Here is a 23925-nt window from a genome sequence, read left to right as displayed (position 1 = left end):
TTACTCGGCGGCCTCGGTCACACCCACGAGGATATCCCGGATTTCGGCCTCTTTGATGTCGTCGTGCTCGGCAATGACCACAAGACGCGAGCGGCGCTCCTCGCCGGGTTCCCAGGGGCGGTCGTACTGATGACGCACCCGGGCACCGACAGCCTGAACCAGCAGACGCATCGGTTTGCCGGCAACTGCCGCATACCCCTTGACGCGCAGGATGTTCAGTTCCCTGGCCAGACGTTCGATCTTGGCAACCAGATCGAGTGGGTCACTTTGCTCCGGCAGTTCGACGATGATGCTTTCGAAATCGTCATGTTCGTGGTCGTGGTGACCGTCGTGATGCGACGGACGCGCGTCCATGTCATCCTCGGCTGCGGCTTCCAGACCGAGCACGACGCGGACGTCTACGACGCCTTCGGCAACCTCTACGACGGGCAGCGGGCGCGGGGCCTCGGCTGCGATGATCTCTTTGGCTTTGGCAACACCCTCTGGCCCGGCCAGATCGGGCTTGGTCAGCAGGATGATATCGGCGCAGGATATCTGATCCTCGAACACCTCGGAAAGAGGCGTTTCGTGGTCGATCGAGTCATCGGCCAGGCGCTGGGCATCCACCGCCTCGACATTCGGAGCGAAGCGACCTGCCGCGACCGCCTCGGCATCGGCCAGAGCGATCACGCCATCCACAGTGATTTTCGAGCGGATATCGGGCCAGTCAAAGGCTTTCAGCAGCGGCTTGGGCAGGGCGAGGCCGGAGGTTTCGATCAGAATGTGATCGGGGCGCGGGTCCAGCGCCATCAGCGCTTCGATGGTCGGAATGAAATCATCGGCCACGGTGCAGCAGATGCAGCCGTTTGCCAGTTCCATGATGTTCTCTGCCGGACAATCGGGAATGGCGCAGGATTTCAGAATATCGCCATCGACGCCCACGTCGCCGAATTCATTGACCACGACCGCCAGACGTTTGCCCTGCGGGTTCTGCATCAGGTGCTTGACCAGCGTTGTCTTCCCCGAGCCCAGAAAGCCGGTGATCACAGTGACGGGTAATTTCTCAAGAGTGCTCATTTCAGGGCTCCAATCGGGGGAATGCGGGAGGCGCAGTTTTTGCGGAAATGTTCGGGGCGCTCACGCCATTTGACCAAGCCGTCCTCGGTCGCCAGATATTTGGTCGCACCGTCGACAATGGCGTCAACGTGTTCGGCTTCGTTCAGGTTCTCATAGACAAAGGTCCAGCGACCCGGTCCACCGCGCAGCACGATCGAGCAGCCCTGATCGCAGTTCGACAGGCATTCGACGGGTTTCAGCGTGATGCCTTCGGGCAGGTCGGCCTGTTGCAGCGCTTTGTGCAGCAATGTGCCGGGGCGTTTTTCATCATCCTCGACGGGCAGTCCACGGCGGCACGTGGTACAGACCAGCAACTCGACTGGTGCGGTCTCGGTCATGTCTCTCATCCCCCCAAATCCTCTTCGCGGGGGACGGGGTTTCATGCGGGCCACGCGTCTGCACATGGACCCGACACCGGAACACCCCGCCCGGTTTCTTCTTCGGGTGCTGGCAGGTCTCCCGGCTTGCGGATGTCAGAGACTTGCTCTGGCAGATGTCCCGCCTTCCCGGCCTTTCGGCCAGTGGCTATGGGCACCCTCTCCGGTCACGGTCGCGGGGGCGGCTGCGTTTGACGGAAAAACCGCTGACGCATTCCCTTTTCATCCATCCAGGGATGGACACCAACGGGTCGGACATGCGGCACAGGCGGGGGACTTGTCAAGCTTCAGGATGCGCGGTTTCGCCGCCGGAAGGAAAAAGCGACCTGAGGTGGTCACTCAGCGGCATCGCCGGGCGTTCACGGCGCCCGAAAACCTGCGTGATTGAGGTGTTCCGTGTGATGTTCGCTGATTTTGGAAGGGGTCGGCGGGAACCGGACGGGCGGGGCGGATTCGGCTTCAGAACCACTGGGGCAGGCCGCGTGTGGACGTTGCGGCGACCAACCGCCTGTCATTTCGGGCATCGCTAAACTGAGGGATTGGGGTTTCGTTGATTAAGTAACCGCCGTTCCGACCGGCTCGGGGTACTCCATTTTAGTATTCGCGCAAGACCCGGCAAAAACGACCGCTTCGAGATCAAATCTGATGGCCGTCTTGCCGTGCACAGAGTAGCCAGATTTTTTGCAAAATTATGCCTCAAACTGCCCTTAGCGGGCGTCGGCGAACAGAATATGCCAGGAAACAAAAAATGAAAAAGTTAGCAGCTTTTCTTGTGTACTTACCCGTCGTTGCAGTTGCGGAAGACCGGGTGTTCGAGTGTGAAGCGGCGGATGCAAAATATCCGGAAATGGCGGCCACGCTGGTCAAATACGAGGGCCAGAACAAAGGGCATATTACCATTGGTGATATCGACAATAAGGCTGAGGTGTATCCCGGCCTCGACACCCTGACTTACCTGTATATCGGTGACGGCTTTACCCTGAATTACAACGTGAATCTCAAGACTGGCACGTTTGACTATTCGGCTTCGGGCAGCAAATCCGGATGGGGCAAAGGCAGCTGCAAGGAAGTTGTGGCCCAGTAATTCGCTAATGCCCGGTCTGCGGGTTGGGCCTTTCGGTTGCCGAGAAAAGTACTTGCCTGGTTCCGTCCTGAGGCCAATGTAGTTGGCCGTGGACGGAACCCGGTTAAAAGCGGCCGATCCAGTATGTGTCCAGGCCATCTGGGCGGCGTGCCAACCAATCAAAGCTTTTGATCAGCAAGGTTCGGCACGCCCCGAACACGCGGGCGCGATTGATCTGCCGGCGCTGAAGGTATTCGCGTTGGACCAGATATCCCGCGCCACGCGCCATGTTCCGTCATCTTCGAGATGGTAGATATTGATGCCATGGCCGGTGGAAACAGTGGCAGGGCCCGGGTCACGCGGAACATCGGTGGCGGTAAACTCATAACGCTCAAACGCCCAGCTCGCCGCCACAACAAACTCCACTGATTGCTTTTTCCAACGGGTGTGAACGGCGTCGAAATACCCGCGCACCCAAGGCCCGACCTTGGCTTTGCCTTCCATAACAGGCGCGCCGGGTGCGATGAAGACCACGTCATCAGTGACCGTCTCAAGGAATTGATCCAGTTTGTTCGAGTTGATCGCTGCAAGATACGCTACGTGTGCGGCTTGCGGAGTCTCGGCTTTGGTGTCGGGCAGCGCCGGTGTCGCGATAGCCAACCCTATTCCAGTAAAAAGCATGGTTATCCTGATAGTCATATCGGCCTCCAAGCATTTGCGGCGATTGGACCTTGCCGGTTGTTCAAACCCGCCTATCAACGCAAAACGCATTGCAGGACGATCGTATTGCAACGCAATTCGACAGGCTTTTAGGGCAATCGCAATTTCAGATAGCTACACCACTGATTGCTCGTTTTGCATCGGGTGTATTTCTCGACAATAGTTACGTTTGGTGTACCTTGCGAGGCAGGAAAAAATTGCAATCATTAAGTATGTCTACTGAATGATCCTTATTGACTGGCATAAGTTGCCGCCGCTTACGACCCTCAGGGCGTTCGAGGCGACCGGCCGTTTAGGCGGCTATTCTGCTGCGGCGCGTTCACTGAACGTAACCACGGCCGCAATTGCCCAACAGGTGCGAAAGCTTGAGGCTGATCTGGGGATTCCACTTGTGCGCCGAGAGGGCCGCGGACTTGCTTTGACCGAGGCCGGTCGGACGCTGGCCAGCACGCTCAACGACGCATTCGAACAGATCGCAAAAGGCATTGATGATGTGACGGCTCAGGAGGCCGCTCGCGGTGTGAGTGTGTCTACCACTGTCCGATTTGTCGACGCGGTCATCATGCCACGTCTTGGCGGCTTCTGGGCGGAACACCCCGGCATCCAGGTGTCCTTCGCTGCGGAAGGAAACTCGTGGGACGTCGATCTCGAAGCCTTTGACATTGCGATACGCGGAGGCCCGCCAAACCATGTTTGGAGCGGCGCGGCCCAGAAACTGCTTCTAAAGTCGCCGTTCGTATTATGCGGCACACCAGAGCTTGTCAGGTTGGGTGCGAAAAACCTGACCGATGTGCCGTGGATACAGGACAAGAGCATCGGTTCCCAAGTCTTTGAAGGTGTCGTCCGGGACTTCGGCCTGCGCGTCGACGACCTTCAGCTTGTTGATCCGGGGGGATCGAAGTTCGAGCTGGACGCCGCCTTGCAAGGCTACGGATTGCATCTAAGCCCTCTAGTGACCGCCAAAAAGTACCTGGATAAAGGCAGACTGGAAGCTATCGACGTGCCGCCGAAATGGGTGGCCTGCTACTTTGCGGTCTACCGAAAGGGGCGCATTTCCGATCAGGTAGGTGCTTTCTTGAAATGGCTTGAAGTGACGTGCGCACCACTTTCTCAGGAGGCTTGAGAACCTCGAACTGGATTCCGTCCAACGTCATATCGGGCACTGGCCCGTCATTATGTTCACGCTATCGGGCCGGGGGCTGATCAGAGTTGCCTCGTGCAGGATTGGTTTTTTTGATTTCAATCGCTTATCCTTGCCGGGGATCATTTGGAAACAGGAGGTTCACGTGAACAGCTCTATCTCTGATGAGGCGATGGCGCGGCTCCCGTTTTGGGTGACACCTCCGGGGGAAACAGACGGCTTTTTGATCGTTGTTGGGTTTCTTCTTGTCGTTGTCCTGCTGGGCTTCGGCGCATTGTATTTTACCGTGCAGGCTATCCCCGACCGCATGGCGGCAGGCGCGCACAAGGTTCAAATGCAACTGGTTGGTGTGCTTGGGTTGATCTCGCTGTTCACACTGAACAATGCCTTCTGGATCGCCGCCATTCTGATTGCCGCTGTGCCTCTGCACGAGATATTCCCGCTCAGGACCGAAGTGGACCTTTCGGAGAACCACGATGCTTGAGTTGGTATTCTCTGCATTGATCACGATTGTCCCGGATTACCTGTACCGTCGCTACAAGCAGGGCAAGAGATGGGGCCATGAAATAACCCTGTTCAACGTCTGGTATGAATTGCGGTGGGGTTTGACCGCCTGCGCAATACTGGCCGTTACGCTGATCACAGTGATCTTCTATTTTCACCCCTCAACGCGGAACGTGTCCGCCGCATTTCGCACGGTTACCATACTGTCAGATCGCGGTGGCCGCGTCTCAGAGGTCTATGTCGCCAACAATGATGCGGTTAGTGCCGGTGACGCCATTTTCCGGTTGGACACGACCCGACAGGAAGCAGCAGCAGATACCGCTCAACGCCGCATAGAAGAGATCGAGGCCGCATTGGGCCTGACCGCAACAGAAATCGCGGCAGCCGCTGCTGGTGTTGAGGCGGCAGAATCAGATCTTACGCAGGCCACAAGCGATCTGGATCGACGCCTAGAGCTTGCCGAGCGAAACGATACTGTTGTGAGCGAGCAGGAGCTGGAGCGGTTGCAGACGGCAGTGTCCGGGGCGGAGAGCCGTCGCGCAGCCGCACTCGCGGCACTCGATGGTGCCAAGCTTCGCCAAACCTCACTTCTTCCTGCGCAGCTTGAAAGCGCGCGCGCCGTGCTTCGGGAGGCCGAAAACGAGATATCGAAATCAACCGTATTCGCTGAGGTGGACGGGGTTGTGACCCAATTCCTCCTGAAGCCGGGCGACATCGTTAACCCAATTCTGCGTCCCGCTGGTATTCTGGTGCCAGACGTCTCAGGACAAGGGCGTTTCATAGCGGCTTTCGGTCAGATTTCAGCCAGCGTGCTCAAGCCCGGCATGCTGGTGGAAATCACCTGCGCATCCAAACCCTTGACTATAATCCCGATGGTCGTGGACGAGGTGCAAGACGCGATTGCTGCGGGGCAATTCCGACCAGGTGATGCGCTGCTGGATCAGCAGGATCGGGCGCGACCCGGCACTGTGACAGCCTTTCTTGCGCCAATCTTCCCGAAACATCTGGAAGATATCCCCCCGGGAAGTTCATGCGTCGGCGTTGCCTATACAAGCCGGGCGAAGGAAATTGATGCCGGTGAAATAACGGGTTTTTCGGCTTTTCTTGCACGGATTGTGGACGGGATGGGTATCGCAAACGCGATCGTTTTGCGCGCACAGACAATTTTGCTGCCCGTCAAGGCGTTGGTCTTCAATTGAGGCCCAACTCGTTGAGAGGGAGGGCTTTGCCGTAAACGGCAAGGTCAGCAACAATATCCTGTTTCTGTCAGGCTTTTTGGGGGCCTGATATATCTGTCATCTTAACTTTGGCTCCACACTCATAACGCGACCCTTTGCTACTAATAAATCCGCTGAATTCTTCACGCCGGAACGCACATCGAACCGCATCGAAGCGACTGCTTACGCGAAGTCGCCATTCTTTTTGGATTTCCTGCCATCTTGTTTTAGCGCCCTAGAAGACGTGGAAATCAGGAACTAACTGAAATCCGGCAAGTTATTTGGCCTTATGAAGAAGCGGAGATGAACCGTCGCAAAGCGCACCCAGTGACCTTTTTGGAGAGGCAATGATGTCACATCTCATTGGGTGAATATGATATGCTCTAGAAATTCAACCTTGGCGTGTTCTTGAGTTGATCCAGTTCTAGTAAAGCCATTGTTTCTGACAAACTATGGGAGACCTGTTTCGTGGAAATCTTGATAGTATTGGGCGTGGTTCTGGCAGGTGCGGTTTTTTTGGCGCTTCGCAGCAACAAACCTGACAACACGATTGCGCGACCCTGGCAGCCTCGAGTGGGCGAAAAGCCCAAGATAACCACCGGCCCGCAGCAAAGCTCTTCGCAGCTGCCGCGTTTCGACCCAAGCCATACGGTCCCGCGTCCAGAGGTATCGGTATTGACTGGTTCCGCGTATGTAGTTGATGGCGACACTCTGGTGATCAAAAAAACCCAGATCCGTTTGTTTGGTGTAGATGCACCAGAGATGAGCCACCCATATGGAAAGAAAGCGAAGTGGGCGCTGGTGTCCCTCTGCAAAGGACAAAAAATCAGGGCGGAAGTAACCGAGCAGGACACCCACGGGCGAACTGTCGCCAGATGCTTTTTGGAGGATGGTCGTGATTTATCGGCAGAAATGGTCAAACTTGGGCTTGCGATAGACTGGGGAAAGTACTCGGGCGGGAAATATCGATCTTTGGAAATGCCTGATGCTCGAAAAAAGCTCTGGCTCGCAAACGCGCGGCAAAATGGACATATGGGGCTATGGGAGCGATATGAAGCAAAGCAGGCTGCCCGGAAACTGAACAACTAGCTGTAATAGAATGCATCGCCCATGCGCCCCGAATTTGCACGGCCACCGGTACGCGCCGCAAATTGAGCGCCATCAGCGTCCTACTTCTGTGCGGGTCTGGGGGGGTGAGACGGGGGAAAACCGGAGTGTCTTCAAGAAGGTTTGGTGGAGCCTAGGGGAGTCGAACCCCTGACCTCTTGCATGCCATGCAAGCGCTCTCCCAACTGAGCTAAGGCCCCATGCAGGTACCGCCCGTGCGGTGGACGGACGTTTATGAGACGGTGCCGGATAGTGCAAGTCCAAAAAATCGGTTTTGCAAAATTTTTGCCGTCTTGCTGATCCGCAAAAATGAAACGAGGCGGCCGGGGGCCGCCTCGGGACGAATTCAGTTTTCGTCTTCCGATGACATGTCAGTGATGTCGTCCAGCGACACGTTGTCATTGTCATCGTCATCATCCAGCAGATCATCGTCCAGATCGACATCGACGTCATCGTCCAGAGCGATGTCATCGTCAGACTGCGATTCACGCGCCTTGGCGGATGCAGCATCCTCGGCGTCGGCGGCGATCATCCGGCTTTTGCCGGTTTCCATAACCACGATCTCGCCGGTGTAGGGGCTTACGATCGGGTCCTTGTTCAGGTCATAAAACCGCTTGCCAGTGGTCGGGCAAACGCGCTTTACGCCCCATTCTTCCTTGGGCATGTCAAATCCCCTTGATATCAGGTGAGTCGTATCAACGATTCAGGTCACGTGCCACATGCGGCGGGCACTGTCAAAGCCTTTGCGCAGGAGAAGTTGGGATATGGGGAAACATGCATTGCCCGGGACGCCTCCGGTGCCTTTGACATTGCGCAAGTCGGCGCGGGCACGGCGGATCAGTCTGCGGATTTCCCAACTGGACGGGCGGGTCACGCTGACCTTCCCGCAAGGCGTGCCCGAGGCCGAAGCGCTGAGTTTCGCCCGCACAAAAGAAAACTGGATCCGGCAGCATCTGCAGAACCAGCCCGGCCGGACGCCGGTGGAAATCGGCGGTTTCCTTCCAATCGAAGGGTCCGAGCGAAAAATCGTTGCCGCGACGGGGCGAAGGATCCAGATGCATGACGACCAGATCGCGGTTCCTTCGGGGGCCGAGGGGCGACGACTGGCGCGATTCCTCAAGGAACTCGCGCGCGACCGGTTGACAGAAGCTTGCGATGACTATGCCGCCATGTTGGGCCGTCCGTACAAAAGCCTGACCCTTCGGGATACGCGGTCGCGCTGGGGATCGTGCAGTTCCGCCGGTGCGCTGATGTTCTCGTGGCGCCTGATTCTGGCACCCTCAGAAATTTTGCATTATGTCGCGGCCCACGAGGTGGCTCATCTGGTTGAGATGAACCACTCTCCGGCCTTCTGGGCGCAGGTCGAGCGGATTTTCGGACCCTGCAAGGATCAGCGGCGGTGGTTGCGCGACAACGGTGCGCGGCTGCATCAATACCGATTTGAAGCCGGGACGAGTTGACCCGGCTGATATTTGTGATCACATGGGCGCATGTTGAGCACACGTTCCACCGAGTCCCAGACCGCAACGCACGACCGCGTCTACCGGACGCTCAGGTCGCGTATCATGCATGGGGATATTGCCCCGGGGCAGGCGTTGACCCTGCGCGGGATCGGCAAAGAGTTTGGCGTATCTATGACACCGGCCCGCGAGGCGGTGCGCCGTTTGGCGGCCGAAGGGGCCCTGACCCTGTCGTCGTCAGGTCGCGTGTCGACCCCGGAACTTGGCAATGACCGGATCGAGGAACTGGCGGCCTTGCGCGCCCTGCTTGAGGTTGAACTGGCAAGCCGGGCACTGCCGCGGGCGCACATGGCGCTGATTGACCGGCTGCAGAGCATCAACATGACGGTTGCGGAAATGGTAACCAAACGGGATGCGGTCGGGTATATCCGCGCCAATCTTGAGTTCCACCGCACTTTGTACCTTCGGGCGCAGGCGCCGGCGATGCTGGCAATTGCGGAAACCGTTTGGTTGCAACTGGGTCCGACGATGCGCGCGCTCTATGGGCGGCTCAGGCGCACAGAGCCGCCGCACTACCACAAGCTGATCATAGCTGCGCTCAAGGCTGGTGATGAGCCAGGATTACGGCTGGCGGTACGGTCCGATGTGACGCAGGGCTTGCGGTTGCTGGTCAGCTAGGCGGCTTATTGCCGACGATACCCCGGTTGCCCCATTCGCGACAGGCGCAGGCCAGCGACGTTCTGGCTCAAAAGCGCGGTCTGCGTTACTCTGGCCAAAACCACAACAAGAGCAGATTTCAGAAATGATCAATCGACGGACCTTTTCTATGGGGCTTGGGTCGGCGCTGCTGGCCGCCTGTTCCGATATCAGTTCACCTGCGCGCGCGCCGGCTACACGGATGCAGGCTGTGCCCAATGCAGGCTGGGAGGCCTGGGTTGCCGGGTTCAAGGGACGCGCGGCGTCTCAGGGTATTTCGCAGACCACAATCAATCGTGCGTTTCAGGGGGCTGGATATTTGCCCGGCGTGATCGAACGCGACCGCAACCAGGTCGAGTTCAAGCGCTCGCTCGAGGATTATCTGGCCATTGCGGCCTCGGACGAGCGGATCAGCACCGGCAAACAGATCCTGCAGCGCCATGGCGCAACCTTGTCGCAAATTGAAGCCCAATACGGCGTCGACCGTGAAATCGTGGTGGCGGTCTGGGGGCTGGAAAGTCGCTATGGCGCGCGTCGGGGCGATGTGCCGGTGATCTCGGCTCTGTCGACGCTGGCCTACGACGGACGGCGCGGGGAGTTCTTTGAAAAGCAGTTGATCGCAGCGATGAAGATCCTGCAGAACGGCGATACGACGCCCGACAAAATGACCGGCAGCTGGGCCGGGGCGATGGGGCATACCCAATTCATTCCGACGTCGTATCTGGCCTACGCGGTGGATTTCACCGGTGACGGGCGACGGGATATCTGGTCGGACGATCCGACCGACTCACTGGCCTCGACCGCAGCCTATCTGGCGCGCGCCGGTTGGGTGCGGGGCCAGAAGTGGGGTGGCGAGGTCGGAACGGTGTCAGGCACACCTGTCGCAGTGCTGCAGCCGCAGACGCCCGGACCGCGCATCGCGGTGTTCCGCAATTTTCAGGTGATCAAGCGCTACAACAACTCGGACAGCTACGCGATCGGTGTCGGGCATCTGGCCGACCGGATCGCCGGCGGCGCGCCGTTTCAGGCCTCATTCGGTCCGGACGAGAACGGCCTGACCCTCGAGGACCGCAAGGAGTTGCAGCGTCGTTTGACGTCGGCCGGGTATGATACGGAAGGGGCGGATGGTGTGATCGGCAAGAAGTCCGAAGCCGCCATCAGCGACTACCAGCGGGCCAGTGGTCTGGCGGTAACTGGGACACCTTCGGCAGACTTGCTGCGCAGGCTTGGGGGCTGACGGCTCAGGCCGCCAACCCTTTCGATCCGATGTCGAGGAATTTCTGGCGGCGGTCCTTAATCAGGGCCGCTGCGTCTTTGCCTTCCAATTCGGCCAGCATGGCCGTGATTGATGCACGCACTGCCTCAACTGTCGCCGGACGATCACGATGGGCACCGCCCTTGGGCTCGGCGATGATGTGGTCACAGACGCCCAACTTGTGCAGATCCTGCGCGGTCAGGCGCAGGGCCTCGGCCGCTTCGCGCATTTTCTCGGAGTCCTTCCACAGGATCGAGGCGCAGCCTTCGGGTGAGATCACCGAATAGACCGAATGCTCCAGCATCGCGACACGGTTTGCCGTAGCGAACGCAACCGCACCGCCCGAACCGCCTTCGCCGATGATGACCGAGACCAGTGGTACACCGATTTTCAGACACATCTCGGTCGACCGGGCGATTGCTTCGGACTGGCCGCGTTCTTCGGCGCCTTTGCCGGGATAGGCGCCTGCGGTGTCGATCAGCGTGATCACCGGCAGGCCAAAACGGCCAGCCATCTCCATCAGACGTACGGCCTTGCGGTAGCCTTCAGGGCGGGCCATGCCGAAATTGCGTTCAATCCGCGACTTGGTGTCCGAGCCTTTCTCGTGCCCGATCACCATCACCGGCTGGTCTTCGAACCGCGCCAGACCGCCAATCACGGCCAGGTCGTCAGCAAAGCTCCGGTCACCGGCCAGGGGCGTGAACTCGGTAAACAGCGCGTCGACATAATCGTTGCAATGGGGGCGTTCCGGGTGGCGCGCCACCTGACATTTCCGCCACGGGGTCAGATCGCCGTACAGTTCATCCAGAAGTTTGGCCGCCTTGGCGTCCAGCGCAGCAGCTTCTTCGGCCACGTCCATCTCTTCGTTGGCACGGGCCAGCGCGCGCAGTTCCTCGGCCTTGCCTTCGATCTCGGCCAGGGGTTTTTCGAAATCCAGATACTGGGTCATGACGCCTCTCAACGCGGAAGTTCCCCGCTATATGAACTTGCCGCCAGAGGAATGCAACACAAGGCAAGCGGGGTCCTGAACCTGATCCGTAACGGGTATGGCTGTTTCTCAGGCGCAAGGCCATTGGCGCCCGCCTTCAGCATTTAGACACCTTTCTCGCTTTCATCCCGTGTTTTTGGCTCGACAGATCTGACTATCGCTCGTGGCATCGACGGATCCCAGATGTTGATGAACCGCATCCGTAATGTCGCCGAACGGATCGCTGATCAGTTTCCGACCAAGGCTTGGCTGATCTTCAATTAGGGTTTCAGACCTGGGATCGTTCTGAGCCAAATGCCCGGCGATCATGCCCTGCGTCGGCAGAAGAGTGTTTTTGGCTTCTCTGCAAGTAGTCAAAAAATGCGGAAGCAGCCAAACCGCGGCCAAACTAGTGAGTGAGACATGTCATGCAAGTCCATTGTTTTGGGCCATCGTTCGGGCTCAGGATTGGTCCAAGCGAAGATCGTAGCGTTTCAGTGGGTGGGGTGTTGGTTGGTGAGAATTCAGCAAGATTTGTGGTCGCGGAATATGCGATCCCGGTGCGGCAGGAAGAAGGAAGGGAACCGATGACAGCCAGTTACGAAGATCGTATCCTGCGTGTTTTGGCCTACATTCATGACCACCCGGCAGGCGATCTGTCACTGGACACGCTGGCCGACGTCGCCGCCATGTCGCGGTTTCACTGGCATCGTGTGTTTCGCGCCATCACGGGCGAGACCTGTGCGCAGGCCGTGCGCCGGATCAGGTTGCATCGGGCGGCGTGCTGGCTGGTGCAATCCGACAAGCCGGTTGCGCAGGTGGCCACTGATATCGGCTATCACAACCTGAAATCCTTTGCGCGGGCCTTTTCCGAGGCCTATGGCAGCAGCCCCGCCGGTTTTCGCAAGGCCGGGCAATGCCTGCCAGCCAACCCACATTTCAGAACCGGAGAATATCCAATGCACCCTGTTACGAAACGAACCGAACCCGCCCGCCGTGTCGTCGCGCTGCCTCACAAAGGCGCGTATGCCGAGATCGGCAAAAGCTTTGAAGCCTTTGGTGCCTTGTGCGAATCCCGCCAACTGTGGCCGCAGATGGGTCCTGTTATCGGGGTCTACCTCGACAGTCCCGATGACGTGCCCGAAGATCAACTGCGCAGCTATGCCGGTGCCGAACATCGGGGTGGTGCGACCCCCGATGGTATGGAAGCGCTGGAAATCCCCGGCGGCAATACCGCTGTGCTGACCTACAAGGGCCCGTATTCAGGTATTCACGCTGCCTATCACAGCCTGTTCGGCAACTGGCTGCCTGAATCCGGCGAGGAACCGGCGGATCGGCCTTGCTATGAAATTTACCTCAACGATCCGCGCGATACCGCGCCAGAAGACCTGCTGACTGAAATCTGTCTGCCACTGAAATAGCTCAACTCGGCCACAGCACCGGATAAAGCGAGGCCACCAGCAGCACCGCCATGGTCCAGTTGAAGGCCAGCAATCGGCGCGGGTTTGTTAAAACGCGCGCCATCTGTTGCCCAAGTACGGTCCAGACGCTGACCGAGGGAAGGTTGACCGCTCCGAAAACCAGCGCAACCACCATGATCGCACCCAGCGTCTGATCCGGCGTATAAGCGGCAGTTGCTGTCAGGGCCATGGCCCACGCCTTGGGGTTGACCCATTGAAACGAGGCGGCCTGAAGAAACGTCATTGGTGTACCCTTCGCGGCCTGACCCTGCGTCGGCGCGGCATTGGCAATCTTCCACGCCAGATACAGCAGATAAATCACAGAGGCTATTTTGAGTATCGTATAGCTGACCGGATAACGGTCGAAGGCCTGAACCAGCCCGGTTCCCACCAGCAGAACCATGAAGGTAAAGCCCAGCCCGACCCCCAACATGTGCGGGACGGTGCGCCGGAACCCGAAATTGGCACCCGACGCCATCAACATCAGGTTGTTCGGCCCCGGCGTGATCGAGGAAACGAATGCAAAAGCGATCAGGGCGAGTAGAAGTTCATAGGTCATGAAGCGAATAATTGCGGCAAAACCGGCAAATGAAATTGCGTTTTGATGCGTGTTTCCCTTAGTTTTGCAACCAATGACCAAGATTGACGAAATAAACCGCCAAATATTGCGAGAACTGTCCCGGGACGGTCGTATCAGCAACCTGGACCTTGCTGACCGTGTTGGTCTGTCGCCATCTGCTTGTCTGCGCCGCGTGCAGGAGCTGGAACGTGCTGGCGTCATCACGGGTTATCGCGCGGTTCTAAACCCCGCAGCCCTGGGAGTGGGGTTTGTGGCCTATATCGGCGTAGGGTTGGGCGAGCACACCAAAGCCGCGCAGGAAGGGTTCGAGCGCGCATTGCAGCGTGCGCCGGAAGTGGTTGAATGCCACAATATTACCGGAACAATCGAGTATCTGCTGCGGGTGGAGTGTGCCGACCTGCCGTCCTACAAGACTTTTCATACCGAGGTGCTGGGAACCCTGCCGCATGTGACCTCAATTACGTCCTATGTTGTAATGGATTCACCAAAGGACGTAAGGGCCTGACGTTGAGATTGTGAACTTCAACCGACTTGCGAGGTGAATTTTCACGTCCTAGTGTCTTCTCAAGAACCAGGTCGAAAGGGGAGCAACCCCAAAGGACCACACTCAGGGAGAAGACCATGAAACTCTTTCGGATCGGTGCGCTGGCCGCAGTCGCGGCAGTAATCGGCAGCACGGCCATGTCCGCGCCATTGAAACTGCAACCCGCAAACCCGCAGCCCAACGCGAAGGCGGGACTGAATGTGAAATACGCATGGGAGGGGAATCCACCGCGCAAGATTCAGAACCTCGCCAAAGTTGATTTCCTGTTGAAAAAGGCCAAGGCGGGTCCGCCTTTGAGGGGACTGGATTACCGTGACACATCGGATGGTGATCCTGTCATGACTTTCAACGAAGCCTATAATGTGGCGGCGGAGGTTACCGGGTTTATCCGTTTTGACTCCCCCGGTATCTATGAGCTGGAAACCTGGTCCAACGATGGAATTGACGCTTATGTCGGCGGTCAACAGATCGGGTATGTCAACGGACGCCAGGGCTGCGAAGCCAACCAGCGCACCGAGGTCGAAGTGCCAAAGGCCGGGTGGTACCCGCTGAATATTAAGTATTTCCAGAAATACGGAACATCCTGCCTGATGATGAAATGGGGCAAAGCGGGTGAAAAAATGAAATGGACCCCGAACAGCGCATTCGGGCGCTGACGCCAAGCGGGGCAACAGTCGGTTGGCCCAACAGGTCTGTTTGATCGGGCATGTCGGGCTTTTCCCAAAAAATGCACGAATTTTCACAAGGCCGCCTGCAAGTCTTTTTCATCGCACCTATCTTGGGTATGAAAACCACACCCCGGGTGCGATCCCCGGGGTCAACAAAGTAACTGCTGAACCTTCGGGAGCCCGCACATGTTAATTCGACGTCTCGCGCTAGCCGGGCTCTTTCTGGGAATGTTGCCCGCCATGGCGCTGGCGCAATCTGATGAAAACTCTGCGGCGGAACTGTTTGTCGAACTCAACACACTTCAGGATATTGATGACGCCTGCCAGATGACTTTCGTGGTGAGAAATGACACGGGGCAAGGTGTTGACGCTGTTTCGTTTGAAGCCGTGATTTTCGACACCTCCGGAGGCGTGGATCGCCTGACGCTTCTGCTTCTGAGGGACCTTCCCGAGGGCCGTATGCGCGTGCGCCAGTTCAACCTTTCCGGATTGTCCTGCGAGAAGATCGGTCAGGTTCTTTTTAATGGTACGAATTCCTGTCAGGTCAACGGGGCAGAAAGCGACATATGCCGGGAAACGCTGACGCTTGGCAGCCGTGTCGACGTGGAGCTACTGGGATGAGCCCGCTGGTTGCGCTGCGCGAGATCGTGGCCCTGGGTGGGCCGGTGGTTGCGATCCTGATCGTGATGTCGGTGCTGACGCTCGCCGTCACGCTGTACAAGCTCTGGCAGTTTGCCGCGTGCGGCGTGGGTCGGCATCGGGTGCTGTCTCAGGCGCTGGCGGCCTGGGATGCGGGTGATCGGCAGCTTGCGCGTGACCGTCTGACACAAAGCCACAGCTACCTTGCTCCGCTCGTGAATGCGGCGATGGACGCACCGGATGCACCGGGCCTGTCCGAGCGGCTGGATGCCGAGGCCGGGCTGGCGCTGGCGGGGTTAGAGCGGGGTTTTCGCCTGCTTGATACCGTTGCGCAACTCGCGCCGCTGCTGGGGCTGTTCGGAACTGTTCTGGGTATGATCGAAGCGTTCCAGAGCCTGCAATCCGCCGGGGCTTCGGTCGATCCCTCGCTTTTGGCTGGCGGTATCTGGGTTGCGCTGATCACCACGGCAGTCGGGCTGGCGGTCGCTATGCCAACCTCGATGGTGTTGTCGTGGTTCGAAAGCCGGACGGCACGCGAGCGTGTGTTCGCTGACAAGGCACTGCGGACCGTGCTGGTTCCGGGGCAGGGCATTCAGGCCGCGACGGGCAGAGCGCATACCCCGGTCGCGCCCGAACATGCGTAATACCGCACCCTTCGTTCGCCGCCCATTGTCGATGACGCCACTCATTGACGTCATTTTCCTGCTTTTGTTGTTCTTCATGCTGTCCTCGACCTTTTCCCGCTTTGGCGAGATCGAACTAAGCAGCGCAACCAGCGGTGGGGCGGCCTCGGATGCGCCGTCGGAACGCGCTTTCGTGCAATTGGGGGCGACCCGGCTGGTACTGAACGGCGCGCCGGTCACGCCCGAGGAACTGGCGGTCCGGGTCGAAGCGGGTCAGGTTCTGATCAGCATGGACAACGACGCCACAGCACAGCATCTGGTTGATATTCTGGCTCTGCTGCGCGGCCGTGAAGACCTCAGCGTTCTGGTGCTGGAGTAAGGCCATGATCCGCCGTACCCGCCCCAGCCGTAAACGTGATTCCACCATCGCGCTGATCAATGTCATCTTCCTGATGCTGATTTTCTTTCTGATCACGGGCACGCTGGCACCACCAATGGACGGGGACCTTGAACTGGTGAACACGTCCGATCTGGCCGGGCGCGAACCACCCGACGCGCTGGTGCTGCACAGCGATGGAACACTTAGTTTTCGCGGTGCTCCATCCAGCGCCGAGGCCTATATGCAAACACATGATGCAGGTCCGGTACGGATCGTTCCGGACCGCAACGCGCAGGGTCAGCGCCTGATCGAAATCACCACTTCCTTGCGCCGTCTGGGGGCAACATCGGTCTTTGTCGTGACCGAACAGGCGCTCGAATGATCCGCGGGTCTGCCCTGATTGCCGCCGTGGCGATCGCGATTTCGGTGATGGTTCACTTGATGGGGCTTACCCTGACGACACCGGCGCTGCCCGGATCTGAGACACCGGATACCCGGCCTGACAGGGTGGCAATGGGCAATGCCTTCGAGGACCTGGTCGAGCCCGTGGCGGAACCCGTCGAACCCGAGCCTGCTGAAACGCCCGAGCCGCCAGAGGAAACGCCGCCCGAACCCGAACGGACGGAACCGGTTCCGATCACCGAGGCGCTGGTCGCCTCAAACGACCCAAAACCGGTGCCGTCCCCTGATACCGGCGAAGCCGAAATCGTTCAGCCAGAGATTGCAGAGCCGGTCCAGCCTTCAGTTACAGCCGAAGAAGCCGATGGTGACGACAAACCCAGTGCCGATGAAGCCAACTCCGACCCCATTGAGGCGGAAACCGCGGCCAAAGCGCCTCAGGGCGATCCTGATGCAATCGAGGCAGCGGCAGAACCCGAACAGCTTGCCGCTCTGCCTGTCGTACCCGAAGCAGCCGCCACCCCGCCGGTCACGGCCATCGTTCCACCCGTGCAGGAAGCGGTGGAACCGGAGATCGCCGCTCTGTCACCGATACCGGAAGCGGCGGAAACAGTGGAAGAATCTGAAGATTCAGAGCTCGCCGTGACCACCTCAATCAGGCCACGCCTTCCGGACCGGCGACCAACAACGGCACGGCAAGGTGTATTGAAGGGATCGAGGGATTTCAGCGACTTGCGCTTTCCTGATCAGGTAGTCGATTCGCCTTTGACCGTATATCGCCGCGAAGGCATCGATAGGTTCAGGCAGGGCAGCGGGGGATCGCGCTCGGGCGGGCGCGGGCCTGGGAACTCCGATGTAACCAACTATGCCGGGCAGGTTCTGGTACATCTGAATCGTGCACCGGTTGTGTTTGTTTCGGCCCGAGGTTTTGCGCAGGTGTTTTTCCAGATCGATCCCGACGGTTCACTGGCCTGGGTCGAAATCGTGGACAGTTCCGGCTCGCTCGAAGTTGAACGGGCGGCCCGCGAACAGGTCAGGCGCGCAGCGCCGTTCCCACGCCCGCCCAGCGGAACCAGCCGCAAGCTGTCATTCTTCTACCAGAACAACTGATTACGGCGGGAAGTTGATGTCAATCGAACAGGGTGACAGTCGACCCGTTCGTGAGTGCCGTAAATGCGGCTTCGATATCTGACCGCAGATTCCGAACCAAAGACAGCTCCGGAAGATCCTGGGGCGCAAAAAACGCGACCTCACTTGTTTCCATGCCGGGTTCTGGTGCTGTGACGCTGCTTTCCTCGCACAGAAAGAACAGTTTGTAGAAATCCCGTATGTCCGCCGGATACGGGTGGCGTGCCTTGTGTCGCAGCGCGTAAAGCTGACGTGCGCGGACCCGCAGTCCGGCCTCTTCCCAGACTTCGCGTTCAATGTTTTCCGCCGGGGAACTGCCGATATCGGCAAAACCGCCCGGCATCGCCCATCGTCCGTCGCTGCGTTCACGGACCAGAAGGATTCGGCCGTCGCGAATAATTGCGCCGCGAATATCAATGCTGGGCGTTGCGTAACCGCCGGTATGGTCGGATATCAGCCCTTCGATCCGTGACAGCGGGACGTGGCCAAGATCAGCCAGCATGGCGCGCGCCAAAGCGGCGATCTCGTCATAGCGTTCGCGGTCAAAACCGTCCGTGGTAAAGTGCTGCCCGGTCTCGGACAGCGCCAGCAGACGTTTCGCCCGCGCAAGCCAGGTATCCTCCAGCGCGGTCGGATCCTGGCGCATCCCGGTCAGCGACGGCGGTCGCGGCGGGCGCTCATGGGTTGAAAGGCCACGCCCACATGCGCCTCGCAATAGGGTTTGCCCTGTTCAACCGGCAGACCGCAGAACCAGAAATCTTCGGTTGCGGGGTCGCCGACCGGCCATTTGCAGGTTTTCTCGGTCAGTTCCATCAAAGTCAGCTTTTTGGCCTTCTTTTCGACCTCGTTGACCTTGGCCAGCGCTTCGGGGCTGATCTCGTTGGCCGAGGGTTGCGGCGGCAAGGGCTGACCGGCCGGGATGATCTGACGACGGGCCGGAATGGCGGGCTTGGCTTCGGCTGCCGGGGCAGGGGCCGGGCGTGCCGGTTCAGTCTTAGGTGCAGGTTTTTGCTTGGCTTCCGCCTTTGGTTCGGGGGCTGGTTTTTCCTTGGGTTCAGCCTTGGCCGGTGCCGCGCCCGTGGTCCGGTTCGACAGGCCCAGACGGTGCACCTTGCCGATCACGGCGTTGCGGGTCACACCACCCAGTTCCTTGGCGATCTGGCTGGCCGACTGGCCCTCGCCCCACATCTTCTTCAGTAGTTCTACACGCTCGTCAGTCCAGGACATCATTTGCCTTTCAAAAGCGGAAAGCGGCCCCGGATTCGGGCCGCCTTGGGAATTCGTATCAGCCACCTATTTTAATCACTGCAGCCCGAGTTACAAGCTGTCTTCGAATCAGGTTGAGGTCAGATGATGCAAATTCCCGCAGATCAGAATACGCGCCATTTCGGAGTAGTGAACTGGATGGGCCTTTACACGCTGGCGCAGCGCGAGACCCTGCGCTTTCTGGCGGTGTGGACGCAGACTTTGCTGGCCCCGCTGGTGACCGCGGGGTTGTTCCTGCTGATCTTCAATATCGCTATCGGCCCCGGCAGGCCGGACGTGATGGGTGTGCCGTTCCTGATCTTCCTGGCCCCGGGCATCATGATGATGACAGTCATTCAGAACGCCTTTGCCAACACATCATCATCGATGGTGATCGCCAAGGTGCAGGGAAACATTGTCGACACTCTGATGCCTCCGCTTTCGCCGCTGGAGATTTTGCTGGGCTATCTGGCCGGCGGCATCGCACGTGGCGTATTGATAGCCTGCGTTGTCGCCATCGCGCTGGCAGTGGTTCTGGGGCTGGTGCCGCAACACCCGCTGACAGCGCTGATTTTTGTGCTGCTTGGCGGCGCTTTCATGGGGGCACTCGGGCTGCTTGCCGGAATTTTCGCCAACAAATTCGACCAGATGGCGGCGATCACCAATTTCATTGTCACACCGTTGGCCTTTTTGTCGGGCACCTTCTACTCGGTCGAAGCCTTGCCACCGGTGCTAAACCGCCTGAGCCATCTGAATCCCGTCTTTTATCTGATTGACGGGTTGCGTTACGGGATGATCGGCGTGTCCGACAGTTCGCCGTGGCTGGGCATGGCCGTCTGCGCAGGCGCAACGGGCCTGATAGGCGCGCTGACGTGGCAGATGCTGCGCACAGGGTATCGGCTAAAGGCCTAGGCGGCTTCGGCCAGCGCACCCGGCTGCAACGGGACCCGGGGTCGTCCCAGCCTGGGGTGCAACCGTGCAGCTACCGCCCATGCCCCAAACAGGGCAACGCCGCCGGCCGCAAACACGCCTGCAACCGGCGTAGCCAGAAGGACCAGTGAGGCCACGCCCGGCGTCAGAATGCCCGATACGTCCCGATAGCTGGAATAGATAGCTGACATCTCGGTCCGCTCCGACGGTTTCACGGCCATCAGAAATGGCAACCCGGCGCAGATATCCAGCACGATCAGCCAGACCGACCCCAAAACCAGCGCCGCAACCGACGCGGTGGGCCATCCCGCCACCGCCCCGGCGACGACGAAACAGACCCCACAGGCGGCAAAACCCGTCCGAACCGCAGCCCGCAAAGACCGCGCCTGGACCCAGCGCAGAATCAATGGGGCGACAAACAGCATTGCATTGGTTCCCGACAGCAGAATGCCGCCAAGCTGCTCACCCAGCCCGTTCTGAATGGCAAAGATTGGCAGGTAGACCACATAGATCCACCAGCCGCACGAGCGGATCATCGCAAACAGATATCCGGCCACCAGCCGGGGCTGGGAGAAGAAACGAGGCAGAAACGCCAGTGGATTCGTTGCCGGTCCGCGTGCTTTGGTGATCAGTTTGCCATTGCCCAGGCGCATGCTCCAGAACAGGATCAGCATGCCAAAAGAGGCGACCGCGCTGATCACGAAAGGCGCTGGTGCCCATAGTTCCATCAGCAATACGCCGGCCATCGGTCCGCCAGTCCAGCCCAGCGCGCTGTAAAACATGCGGCTGGTTTCGCAGCGTCCAAGTTCGATTTTGCTGATGTAATCCAGCACGTAAGCGTTGAAGCAGACAAATGTCACAACTGTCGCCACCGTGTTTATGGCCAAGGCAGTCACCACGGCGGTCGGGCTGCCCTCGATGGCCAGCACAGCGCTGACCATGAACATCACGCAGCCGATGGTGTACGCCCAGCGCCGCGGAATGAAGCGAATGATGAATGGCACCATCAGACCGGCCGTCAGTGACACGATCCCCACCAGAAAATACACAAAGGAAACCGAAGACGCGTCGCCCAGCGCGCGATACATCACCAGCGGAAAGACCGAAATCAAAATGCCCCGAACAATCGCCTCAAAACCCGCAAGCAGTCCAAACTCGCGAACCGACGGGGCAGGAGCATGGCGGACCCATTCCGGGATTCGGCGTTCGTGCATCGCGTAATCTCTCTAAACAACAAACAACTTCGACCAGAATGCGGGTCTCGGATCAGGTGTCGTGAAGATTTGCGACACCGAGGTCGCCCTCGGGCCAAAGCGTTGGAAGTTTCCGGATATTTTTATTGCCGCGCGCGGGCCTCGCGCCAGACCAGAATCAGGGCGCCGGTCAGGATGATGGCCGAGCCTGCCAAGCTGACCGCATCCGGAATTACGCCAAAAACAGCAAAATCGTACAGGGCGGCAAAGATCAGGGTCGCGTAGCTGATCGGCGCCACGAATGAGGCGTCAGCCCTGGCCATACCGTTGACAAAACAGGCTTGCGCACAGGCCATCAGCCCACCGATCCCCGCCAGAGCGACCCATTGTGCTGCGGTGGGCGGCTGCCAAACCGCAATTACCGCGACCGTTGCGATGCCCAGCCCCATAGAGTTGTTCACCAGCAGAATCTGGATCGGAATTTCACGACCCGAGAGTTTCTTGATAAATATCAGCTCCATCCCGATCACCGCAGCCGCCGTCAGCGCCAAAAGCGCTGCGGACTGAAAACTGGCCGGCGTGGGGCGCAACAGGATCAGCGCGCCTGTCAGGGCCACCGCTGCCGCCAGCCAGCGCCAGGGACCGACCCCCTCTTTCAGAAGTGGGATAGCAAGCATCATCGCAAAGACGGGGTTCAGGAAGGAAATCGCAGTCGCATCCGCTATTGGAATATACGCGACCGAGGCAAACATCAGCGTGACCCCCAACCAGCCAAAGCTGGTCCGCCCGACATGCAGCCCCCAATGAGGTCGCCGCAGGTTCGGACGCAGCGCGAAGACCGCGCTGATGATCACGACAAAGGCAAACAGAAACCGCCCATGGCTGATCTGTATCGGATGCAGCGCCGGACCAAGCGTATCGGTGCCCAGCGCCTTGGCCAGCAGTGTTGTGCCCGCGATCAGCGCGCTTGCAACAAAGATGAGAATAGCCGCAAGGGCAGGGTTCTGGCGCGCCGGGGTCATGGTTCAGCGGTGCGCGACGCAGGGCGAAATGACAAGTGCCAAATGCTTGTGTCAGAGTGAAATTATGCGATCCACTCAATTTCGGGGTTTTCAGAAACCGAAGGTCCCGCTATACGGCCCGCATGATCAAACACGCACATATCCTGCGCCTCCGACGCCGACGCCTGACCGCGTAACCGGCCCAGTTGATCCTTTGTGCTGTTCAAATCAGCGCAATCTCCACCAAATCAGTTGACGAAACCGGGCTTCGTGTATCACTCACGGGGCTTAACCAATCTGAAAAGGATGATCCGATGATCCCGTCCGTTCTGCCGACCTACAATCGCGCACCGCTTTCATTCGTGAAAGGCGAAGGTGCCTGGCTGACCGAGGCGGACGGCCGACGTTTTCTGGACCTCGGCGCCGGGATCGCGGTGAACGCGCTGGGTCACGCGCATCCGGCACTGGTTGCGGCTCTGACGGATCAGGCGCACGCGTTGTGGCATGTTTCGAACCTGTACCAGATCCCTCAACAGCAGGCGCTGGCCGACAAACTGGTCGAACACACATTCGCGGATACCGTATTCTTCACCAATTCCGGTACCGAAGCCTGTGAACTGGCCGTCAAGATGGCTCGGAAGCACTTCTATGACAAAGATCAGCCGGAGCGGATCGAGATCATTACCTTCGAGGGATCTTTTCACGGGCGTTCCTCGGCAGGTATCGCCGCCGCCGGGTCCGAGAAGATGATCAAGGGCTTCGGTCCGCTGCTACCCGGTTTTGTTCATGTAGCCTTCGGCGATCTTGACGGTGTCACAAACGCCATCACTGAACATACAGCCGCGATCATGATCGAACCCGTTCAGGGCGAAGGGGGCATTCGCCCGGTTCCGGATGCGGAACTCAAGGCGCTGCGCCAGATCTGCAACGATAACGGAATCCTGCTGATCCTGGACGAAGTGCAATGCGGTGTCGGCCGTACCGGAAAGCTCTTTGCTCATGAATGGGCGGGTATTACGCCTGATATCATGTTGGTTGCCAAGGGTATAGGAGGGGGCTTCCCGCTGGGTGCCGTGCTGGCAACCGAGGATGCGGCGAACGGCATGACAGCGGGCACACATGGGTCCACCTATGGCGGCAACCCGCTGGGTTGCGCGGTAGGCTGTGCAGTGATCGATCAGGTCGCCGCACCGGCCTTCCTCGAAGGCGTGAACCGCAAGGCCGGCCTGCTGCGCCAGAAACTCGAAAGCCTGATCGCCAATCATCCTGACGTGTTCGAAGAAGTGCGCGGCGCCGGTCTGATGCTGGGCCTCAAATGCAAGCCGACAAACATAGACGTGGTGAATGCCGGCTATGACAACGGGGTCATCACCGTCCCTGCCGCGGATAACGTCATTCGGCTCCTGCCACCGCTCACGCTGACCGAGGACGATATCGCGCAGGCCATGATCCGCCTGGAAAAAGCCGCCCGACAGGTCGAAGCCAGTCTCGCAACCGCCTGATCTTCATCTTTTCCCAAATACTCCGGGGGTCC

The 23925-nt window shown here is 59.0% G+C and carries 28 protein-coding genes, 1 tRNA gene and 1 riboswitch; of the genes, 18 read left to right on the top strand and 11 right to left on the bottom strand.

Features of this window, described 5'->3' with window-relative positions:
* Both cobW and ACR3EQ_RS08315 read right to left on the bottom strand, forming a co-directional pair.
* Positions 1 to 1056, bottom strand: coding sequence for a cobalamin biosynthesis protein CobW (cobW, locus tag ACR3EQ_RS08320; RefSeq protein ID WP_170609615.1), 1056 nt, complete (start codon positions 1054 to 1056; stop codon positions 1 to 3).
* Positions 1053 to 1433, bottom strand: coding sequence for a DUF1636 domain-containing protein (locus ACR3EQ_RS08315; protein WP_170609617.1), 381 nt, complete (start codon positions 1431 to 1433; stop codon positions 1053 to 1055). The genes cobW and ACR3EQ_RS08315 overlap by 4 nt, the downstream gene beginning before the upstream one ends.
* 94 nt (positions 1434 to 1527) lie before the next feature.
* Positions 1528 to 1735, bottom strand: a riboswitch (cobalamin riboswitch).
* Between the two features lie 485 nt (positions 1736 to 2220).
* Between ACR3EQ_RS08315 and ACR3EQ_RS08310 the strand changes: the two genes are divergently transcribed.
* Positions 2221 to 2556 carry a hypothetical protein gene (locus ACR3EQ_RS08310; protein ID WP_480490323.1) on the top strand — a complete coding sequence of 112 codons (336 nt, stop codon included), beginning with the start codon at positions 2221 to 2223 and terminating at the stop codon, positions 2554 to 2556.
* A gap of 171 nt (positions 2557 to 2727) precedes the next feature.
* On the opposite strand, the gene ACR3EQ_RS08305 is transcribed toward ACR3EQ_RS08310, so the two are convergent.
* Positions 2728 to 3234, bottom strand: a complete 507-nt coding sequence (locus tag ACR3EQ_RS08305) for a YybH family protein (protein ID WP_480490321.1) — start codon at positions 3232 to 3234, stop codon at positions 2728 to 2730.
* Positions 3235 to 3478: 244 nt separating this feature from the next.
* On the opposite strand from ACR3EQ_RS08305, the gene ACR3EQ_RS08300 reads away from it, so the two are divergent.
* The 4 genes from ACR3EQ_RS08300 (at position 3479) to ACR3EQ_RS08285 (ending at position 7206) form a co-directional block, all read left to right on the top strand.
* Positions 3479 to 4378, top strand: a complete 900-nt coding sequence (locus ACR3EQ_RS08300) for a LysR family transcriptional regulator (RefSeq protein ID WP_480490319.1) — start codon at positions 3479 to 3481, stop codon at positions 4376 to 4378.
* Positions 4379 to 4541: 163 nt separating this feature from the next.
* Positions 4542 to 4880 (top strand): hypothetical protein, encoded by a 339-nt coding sequence (locus tag ACR3EQ_RS08295; RefSeq protein WP_170808275.1) that lies wholly within the window; start codon positions 4542 to 4544, stop codon positions 4878 to 4880.
* Positions 4873 to 6099 carry an HlyD family secretion protein gene (locus ACR3EQ_RS08290; RefSeq protein ID WP_170808276.1) on the top strand — a complete coding sequence of 409 codons (1227 nt, stop codon included), beginning with the start codon at positions 4873 to 4875 and terminating at the stop codon, positions 6097 to 6099. The genes ACR3EQ_RS08295 and ACR3EQ_RS08290 overlap by 8 nt, the downstream gene beginning before the upstream one ends.
* Before the next feature lie 486 nt (positions 6100 to 6585).
* On the top strand, positions 6586 to 7206 hold the full coding sequence (locus ACR3EQ_RS08285) for a thermonuclease family protein (RefSeq protein WP_170609629.1): 621 nt from the start codon (positions 6586 to 6588) through the stop codon (positions 7204 to 7206).
* Between the two features lie 142 nt (positions 7207 to 7348).
* Here ACR3EQ_RS08285 and ACR3EQ_RS08280 read toward each other — a convergent pair.
* Positions 7349 to 7424, bottom strand: a tRNA-Ala gene (locus tag ACR3EQ_RS08280).
* A 146-nt stretch (positions 7425 to 7570) separates the two neighbouring features.
* A complete protein-coding gene (locus tag ACR3EQ_RS08275) occupies positions 7571 to 7888 on the bottom strand; it encodes a TIGR02300 family protein (protein WP_170609631.1) in 318 nt (105 codons plus the stop codon).
* Positions 7889 to 7988: 100 nt separating this feature from the next.
* Here ACR3EQ_RS08275 and ACR3EQ_RS08270 point away from each other — a divergent pair, with 100 nt between their 5' ends.
* The 3 genes from ACR3EQ_RS08270 (at position 7989) to ACR3EQ_RS08260 (ending at position 10617) form a co-directional block, all read left to right on the top strand.
* Positions 7989 to 8684: a YgjP family zinc-dependent metalloprotease gene (locus ACR3EQ_RS08270; protein ID WP_170609633.1), complete on the top strand. Its 696-nt coding sequence runs from the start codon at positions 7989 to 7991 to the stop codon at positions 8682 to 8684.
* A gap of 30 nt (positions 8685 to 8714) precedes the next feature.
* Positions 8715 to 9362: a GntR family transcriptional regulator gene (locus tag ACR3EQ_RS08265; RefSeq protein ID WP_170609635.1), complete on the top strand. Its 648-nt coding sequence runs from the start codon at positions 8715 to 8717 to the stop codon at positions 9360 to 9362.
* A gap of 124 nt (positions 9363 to 9486) precedes the next feature.
* Positions 9487 to 10617, top strand: a complete 1131-nt coding sequence (locus tag ACR3EQ_RS08260; RefSeq protein WP_170816733.1) for a lytic murein transglycosylase — start codon at positions 9487 to 9489, stop codon at positions 10615 to 10617.
* Between the two features lie 4 nt (positions 10618 to 10621).
* On the opposite strand, the gene ACR3EQ_RS08255 is transcribed toward ACR3EQ_RS08260, so the two are convergent.
* On the bottom strand, positions 10622 to 11584 hold the full coding sequence (locus ACR3EQ_RS08255; protein WP_480490316.1) for an acetyl-CoA carboxylase carboxyltransferase subunit alpha: 963 nt from the start codon (positions 11582 to 11584) through the stop codon (positions 10622 to 10624).
* A 605-nt stretch (positions 11585 to 12189) separates the two neighbouring features.
* Between ACR3EQ_RS08255 and ACR3EQ_RS08250 the strand changes: the two genes are divergently transcribed.
* Positions 12190 to 13023, top strand: a complete 834-nt coding sequence (locus ACR3EQ_RS08250) for an AraC family transcriptional regulator (protein ID WP_170619479.1) — start codon at positions 12190 to 12192, stop codon at positions 13021 to 13023.
* Position 13024: 1 nt separating this feature from the next.
* Here the strand turns inward: ACR3EQ_RS08250 and ACR3EQ_RS08245 are convergent, their stop codons facing one another.
* Positions 13025 to 13621: a LysE family translocator gene (locus ACR3EQ_RS08245; RefSeq protein ID WP_170609642.1), complete on the bottom strand. Its 597-nt coding sequence runs from the start codon at positions 13619 to 13621 to the stop codon at positions 13025 to 13027.
* 73 nt (positions 13622 to 13694) lie between these two features.
* On the opposite strand from ACR3EQ_RS08245, the gene ACR3EQ_RS08240 reads away from it, so the two are divergent.
* The 7 genes from ACR3EQ_RS08240 (at position 13695) to ACR3EQ_RS08210 (ending at position 18004) form a co-directional block, all read left to right on the top strand.
* Positions 13695 to 14147, top strand: a complete 453-nt coding sequence (locus ACR3EQ_RS08240) for an Lrp/AsnC family transcriptional regulator (protein WP_170609644.1) — start codon at positions 13695 to 13697, stop codon at positions 14145 to 14147.
* A gap of 116 nt (positions 14148 to 14263) precedes the next feature.
* Positions 14264 to 14842 carry a PA14 domain-containing protein gene (locus ACR3EQ_RS08235; protein WP_170609646.1) on the top strand — a complete coding sequence of 193 codons (579 nt, stop codon included), beginning with the start codon at positions 14264 to 14266 and terminating at the stop codon, positions 14840 to 14842.
* A gap of 198 nt (positions 14843 to 15040) precedes the next feature.
* Positions 15041 to 15475, top strand: a complete 435-nt coding sequence (locus ACR3EQ_RS08230; protein WP_170609648.1) for a hypothetical protein — start codon at positions 15041 to 15043, stop codon at positions 15473 to 15475.
* Entirely contained in the window at positions 15472 to 16137 is a 666-nt protein-coding gene (locus tag ACR3EQ_RS08225; protein WP_170609650.1) for a MotA/TolQ/ExbB proton channel family protein, read from the top strand. Before ACR3EQ_RS08230 ends, ACR3EQ_RS08225 begins: the two co-directional genes overlap by 4 nt.
* On the top strand, positions 16130 to 16495 hold the full coding sequence (locus tag ACR3EQ_RS08220) for an ExbD/TolR family protein (protein ID WP_480490314.1): 366 nt from the start codon (positions 16130 to 16132) through the stop codon (positions 16493 to 16495). Before ACR3EQ_RS08225 ends, ACR3EQ_RS08220 begins: the two co-directional genes overlap by 8 nt.
* A 4-nt stretch (positions 16496 to 16499) precedes the next feature.
* Positions 16500 to 16877 (top strand): ExbD/TolR family protein, encoded by a 378-nt coding sequence (locus ACR3EQ_RS08215; protein ID WP_170609652.1) that lies wholly within the window; start codon positions 16500 to 16502, stop codon positions 16875 to 16877.
* Positions 16874 to 18004, top strand: a complete 1131-nt coding sequence (locus ACR3EQ_RS08210; RefSeq protein ID WP_170609654.1) for a TonB family protein — start codon at positions 16874 to 16876, stop codon at positions 18002 to 18004. Before ACR3EQ_RS08215 ends, ACR3EQ_RS08210 begins: the two co-directional genes overlap by 4 nt.
* Before the next feature lie 19 nt (positions 18005 to 18023).
* Here ACR3EQ_RS08210 and ACR3EQ_RS08205 read toward each other — a convergent pair whose 3' ends face one another.
* Positions 18024 to 18668, bottom strand: coding sequence for an NUDIX hydrolase (locus tag ACR3EQ_RS08205; RefSeq protein ID WP_480490312.1), 645 nt, complete (start codon positions 18666 to 18668; stop codon positions 18024 to 18026).
* Positions 18669 to 18673: 5 nt separating this feature from the next.
* A complete protein-coding gene (locus ACR3EQ_RS08200; protein WP_170610884.1) occupies positions 18674 to 19249 on the bottom strand; it encodes a GcrA family cell cycle regulator in 576 nt (191 codons plus the stop codon).
* Positions 19250 to 19375: 126 nt separating this feature from the next.
* On the opposite strand from ACR3EQ_RS08200, the gene ACR3EQ_RS08195 reads away from it, so the two are divergent.
* Positions 19376 to 20179: an ABC transporter permease gene (locus tag ACR3EQ_RS08195; protein WP_480441854.1), complete on the top strand. Its 804-nt coding sequence runs from the start codon at positions 19376 to 19378 to the stop codon at positions 20177 to 20179.
* On the opposite strand, the gene ACR3EQ_RS08190 is transcribed toward ACR3EQ_RS08195, so the two are convergent.
* Both ACR3EQ_RS08190 and ACR3EQ_RS08185 read right to left on the bottom strand, forming a co-directional pair.
* Positions 20176 to 21411 (bottom strand): MFS transporter, encoded by a 1236-nt coding sequence (locus tag ACR3EQ_RS08190; protein WP_170619478.1) that lies wholly within the window; start codon positions 21409 to 21411, stop codon positions 20176 to 20178. The genes ACR3EQ_RS08195 and ACR3EQ_RS08190 overlap by 4 nt on opposite strands.
* A gap of 122 nt (positions 21412 to 21533) precedes the next feature.
* The gene (locus tag ACR3EQ_RS08185) at positions 21534 to 22412 is read right to left on the bottom strand and encodes a DMT family transporter (RefSeq protein ID WP_170609660.1); all 879 of its coding nucleotides are present in this window, start codon (positions 22410 to 22412) and stop codon (positions 21534 to 21536) included.
* A gap of 293 nt (positions 22413 to 22705) precedes the next feature.
* On the opposite strand from ACR3EQ_RS08185, the gene ACR3EQ_RS08180 reads away from it, so the two are divergent.
* The gene (locus tag ACR3EQ_RS08180; RefSeq protein ID WP_170609662.1) at positions 22706 to 23893 is read left to right on the top strand and encodes an aspartate aminotransferase family protein; all 1188 of its coding nucleotides are present in this window, start codon (positions 22706 to 22708) and stop codon (positions 23891 to 23893) included.
* The last annotated feature ends 32 nt before the right edge of the window (positions 23894 to 23925 follow it).

The organism is Ruegeria sp. AN11 (genome assembly GCF_056536005.1).
Note: the sequence above shows the minus strand (reverse complement) of the source record. Positions and strands in the feature narration are given on the sequence as shown.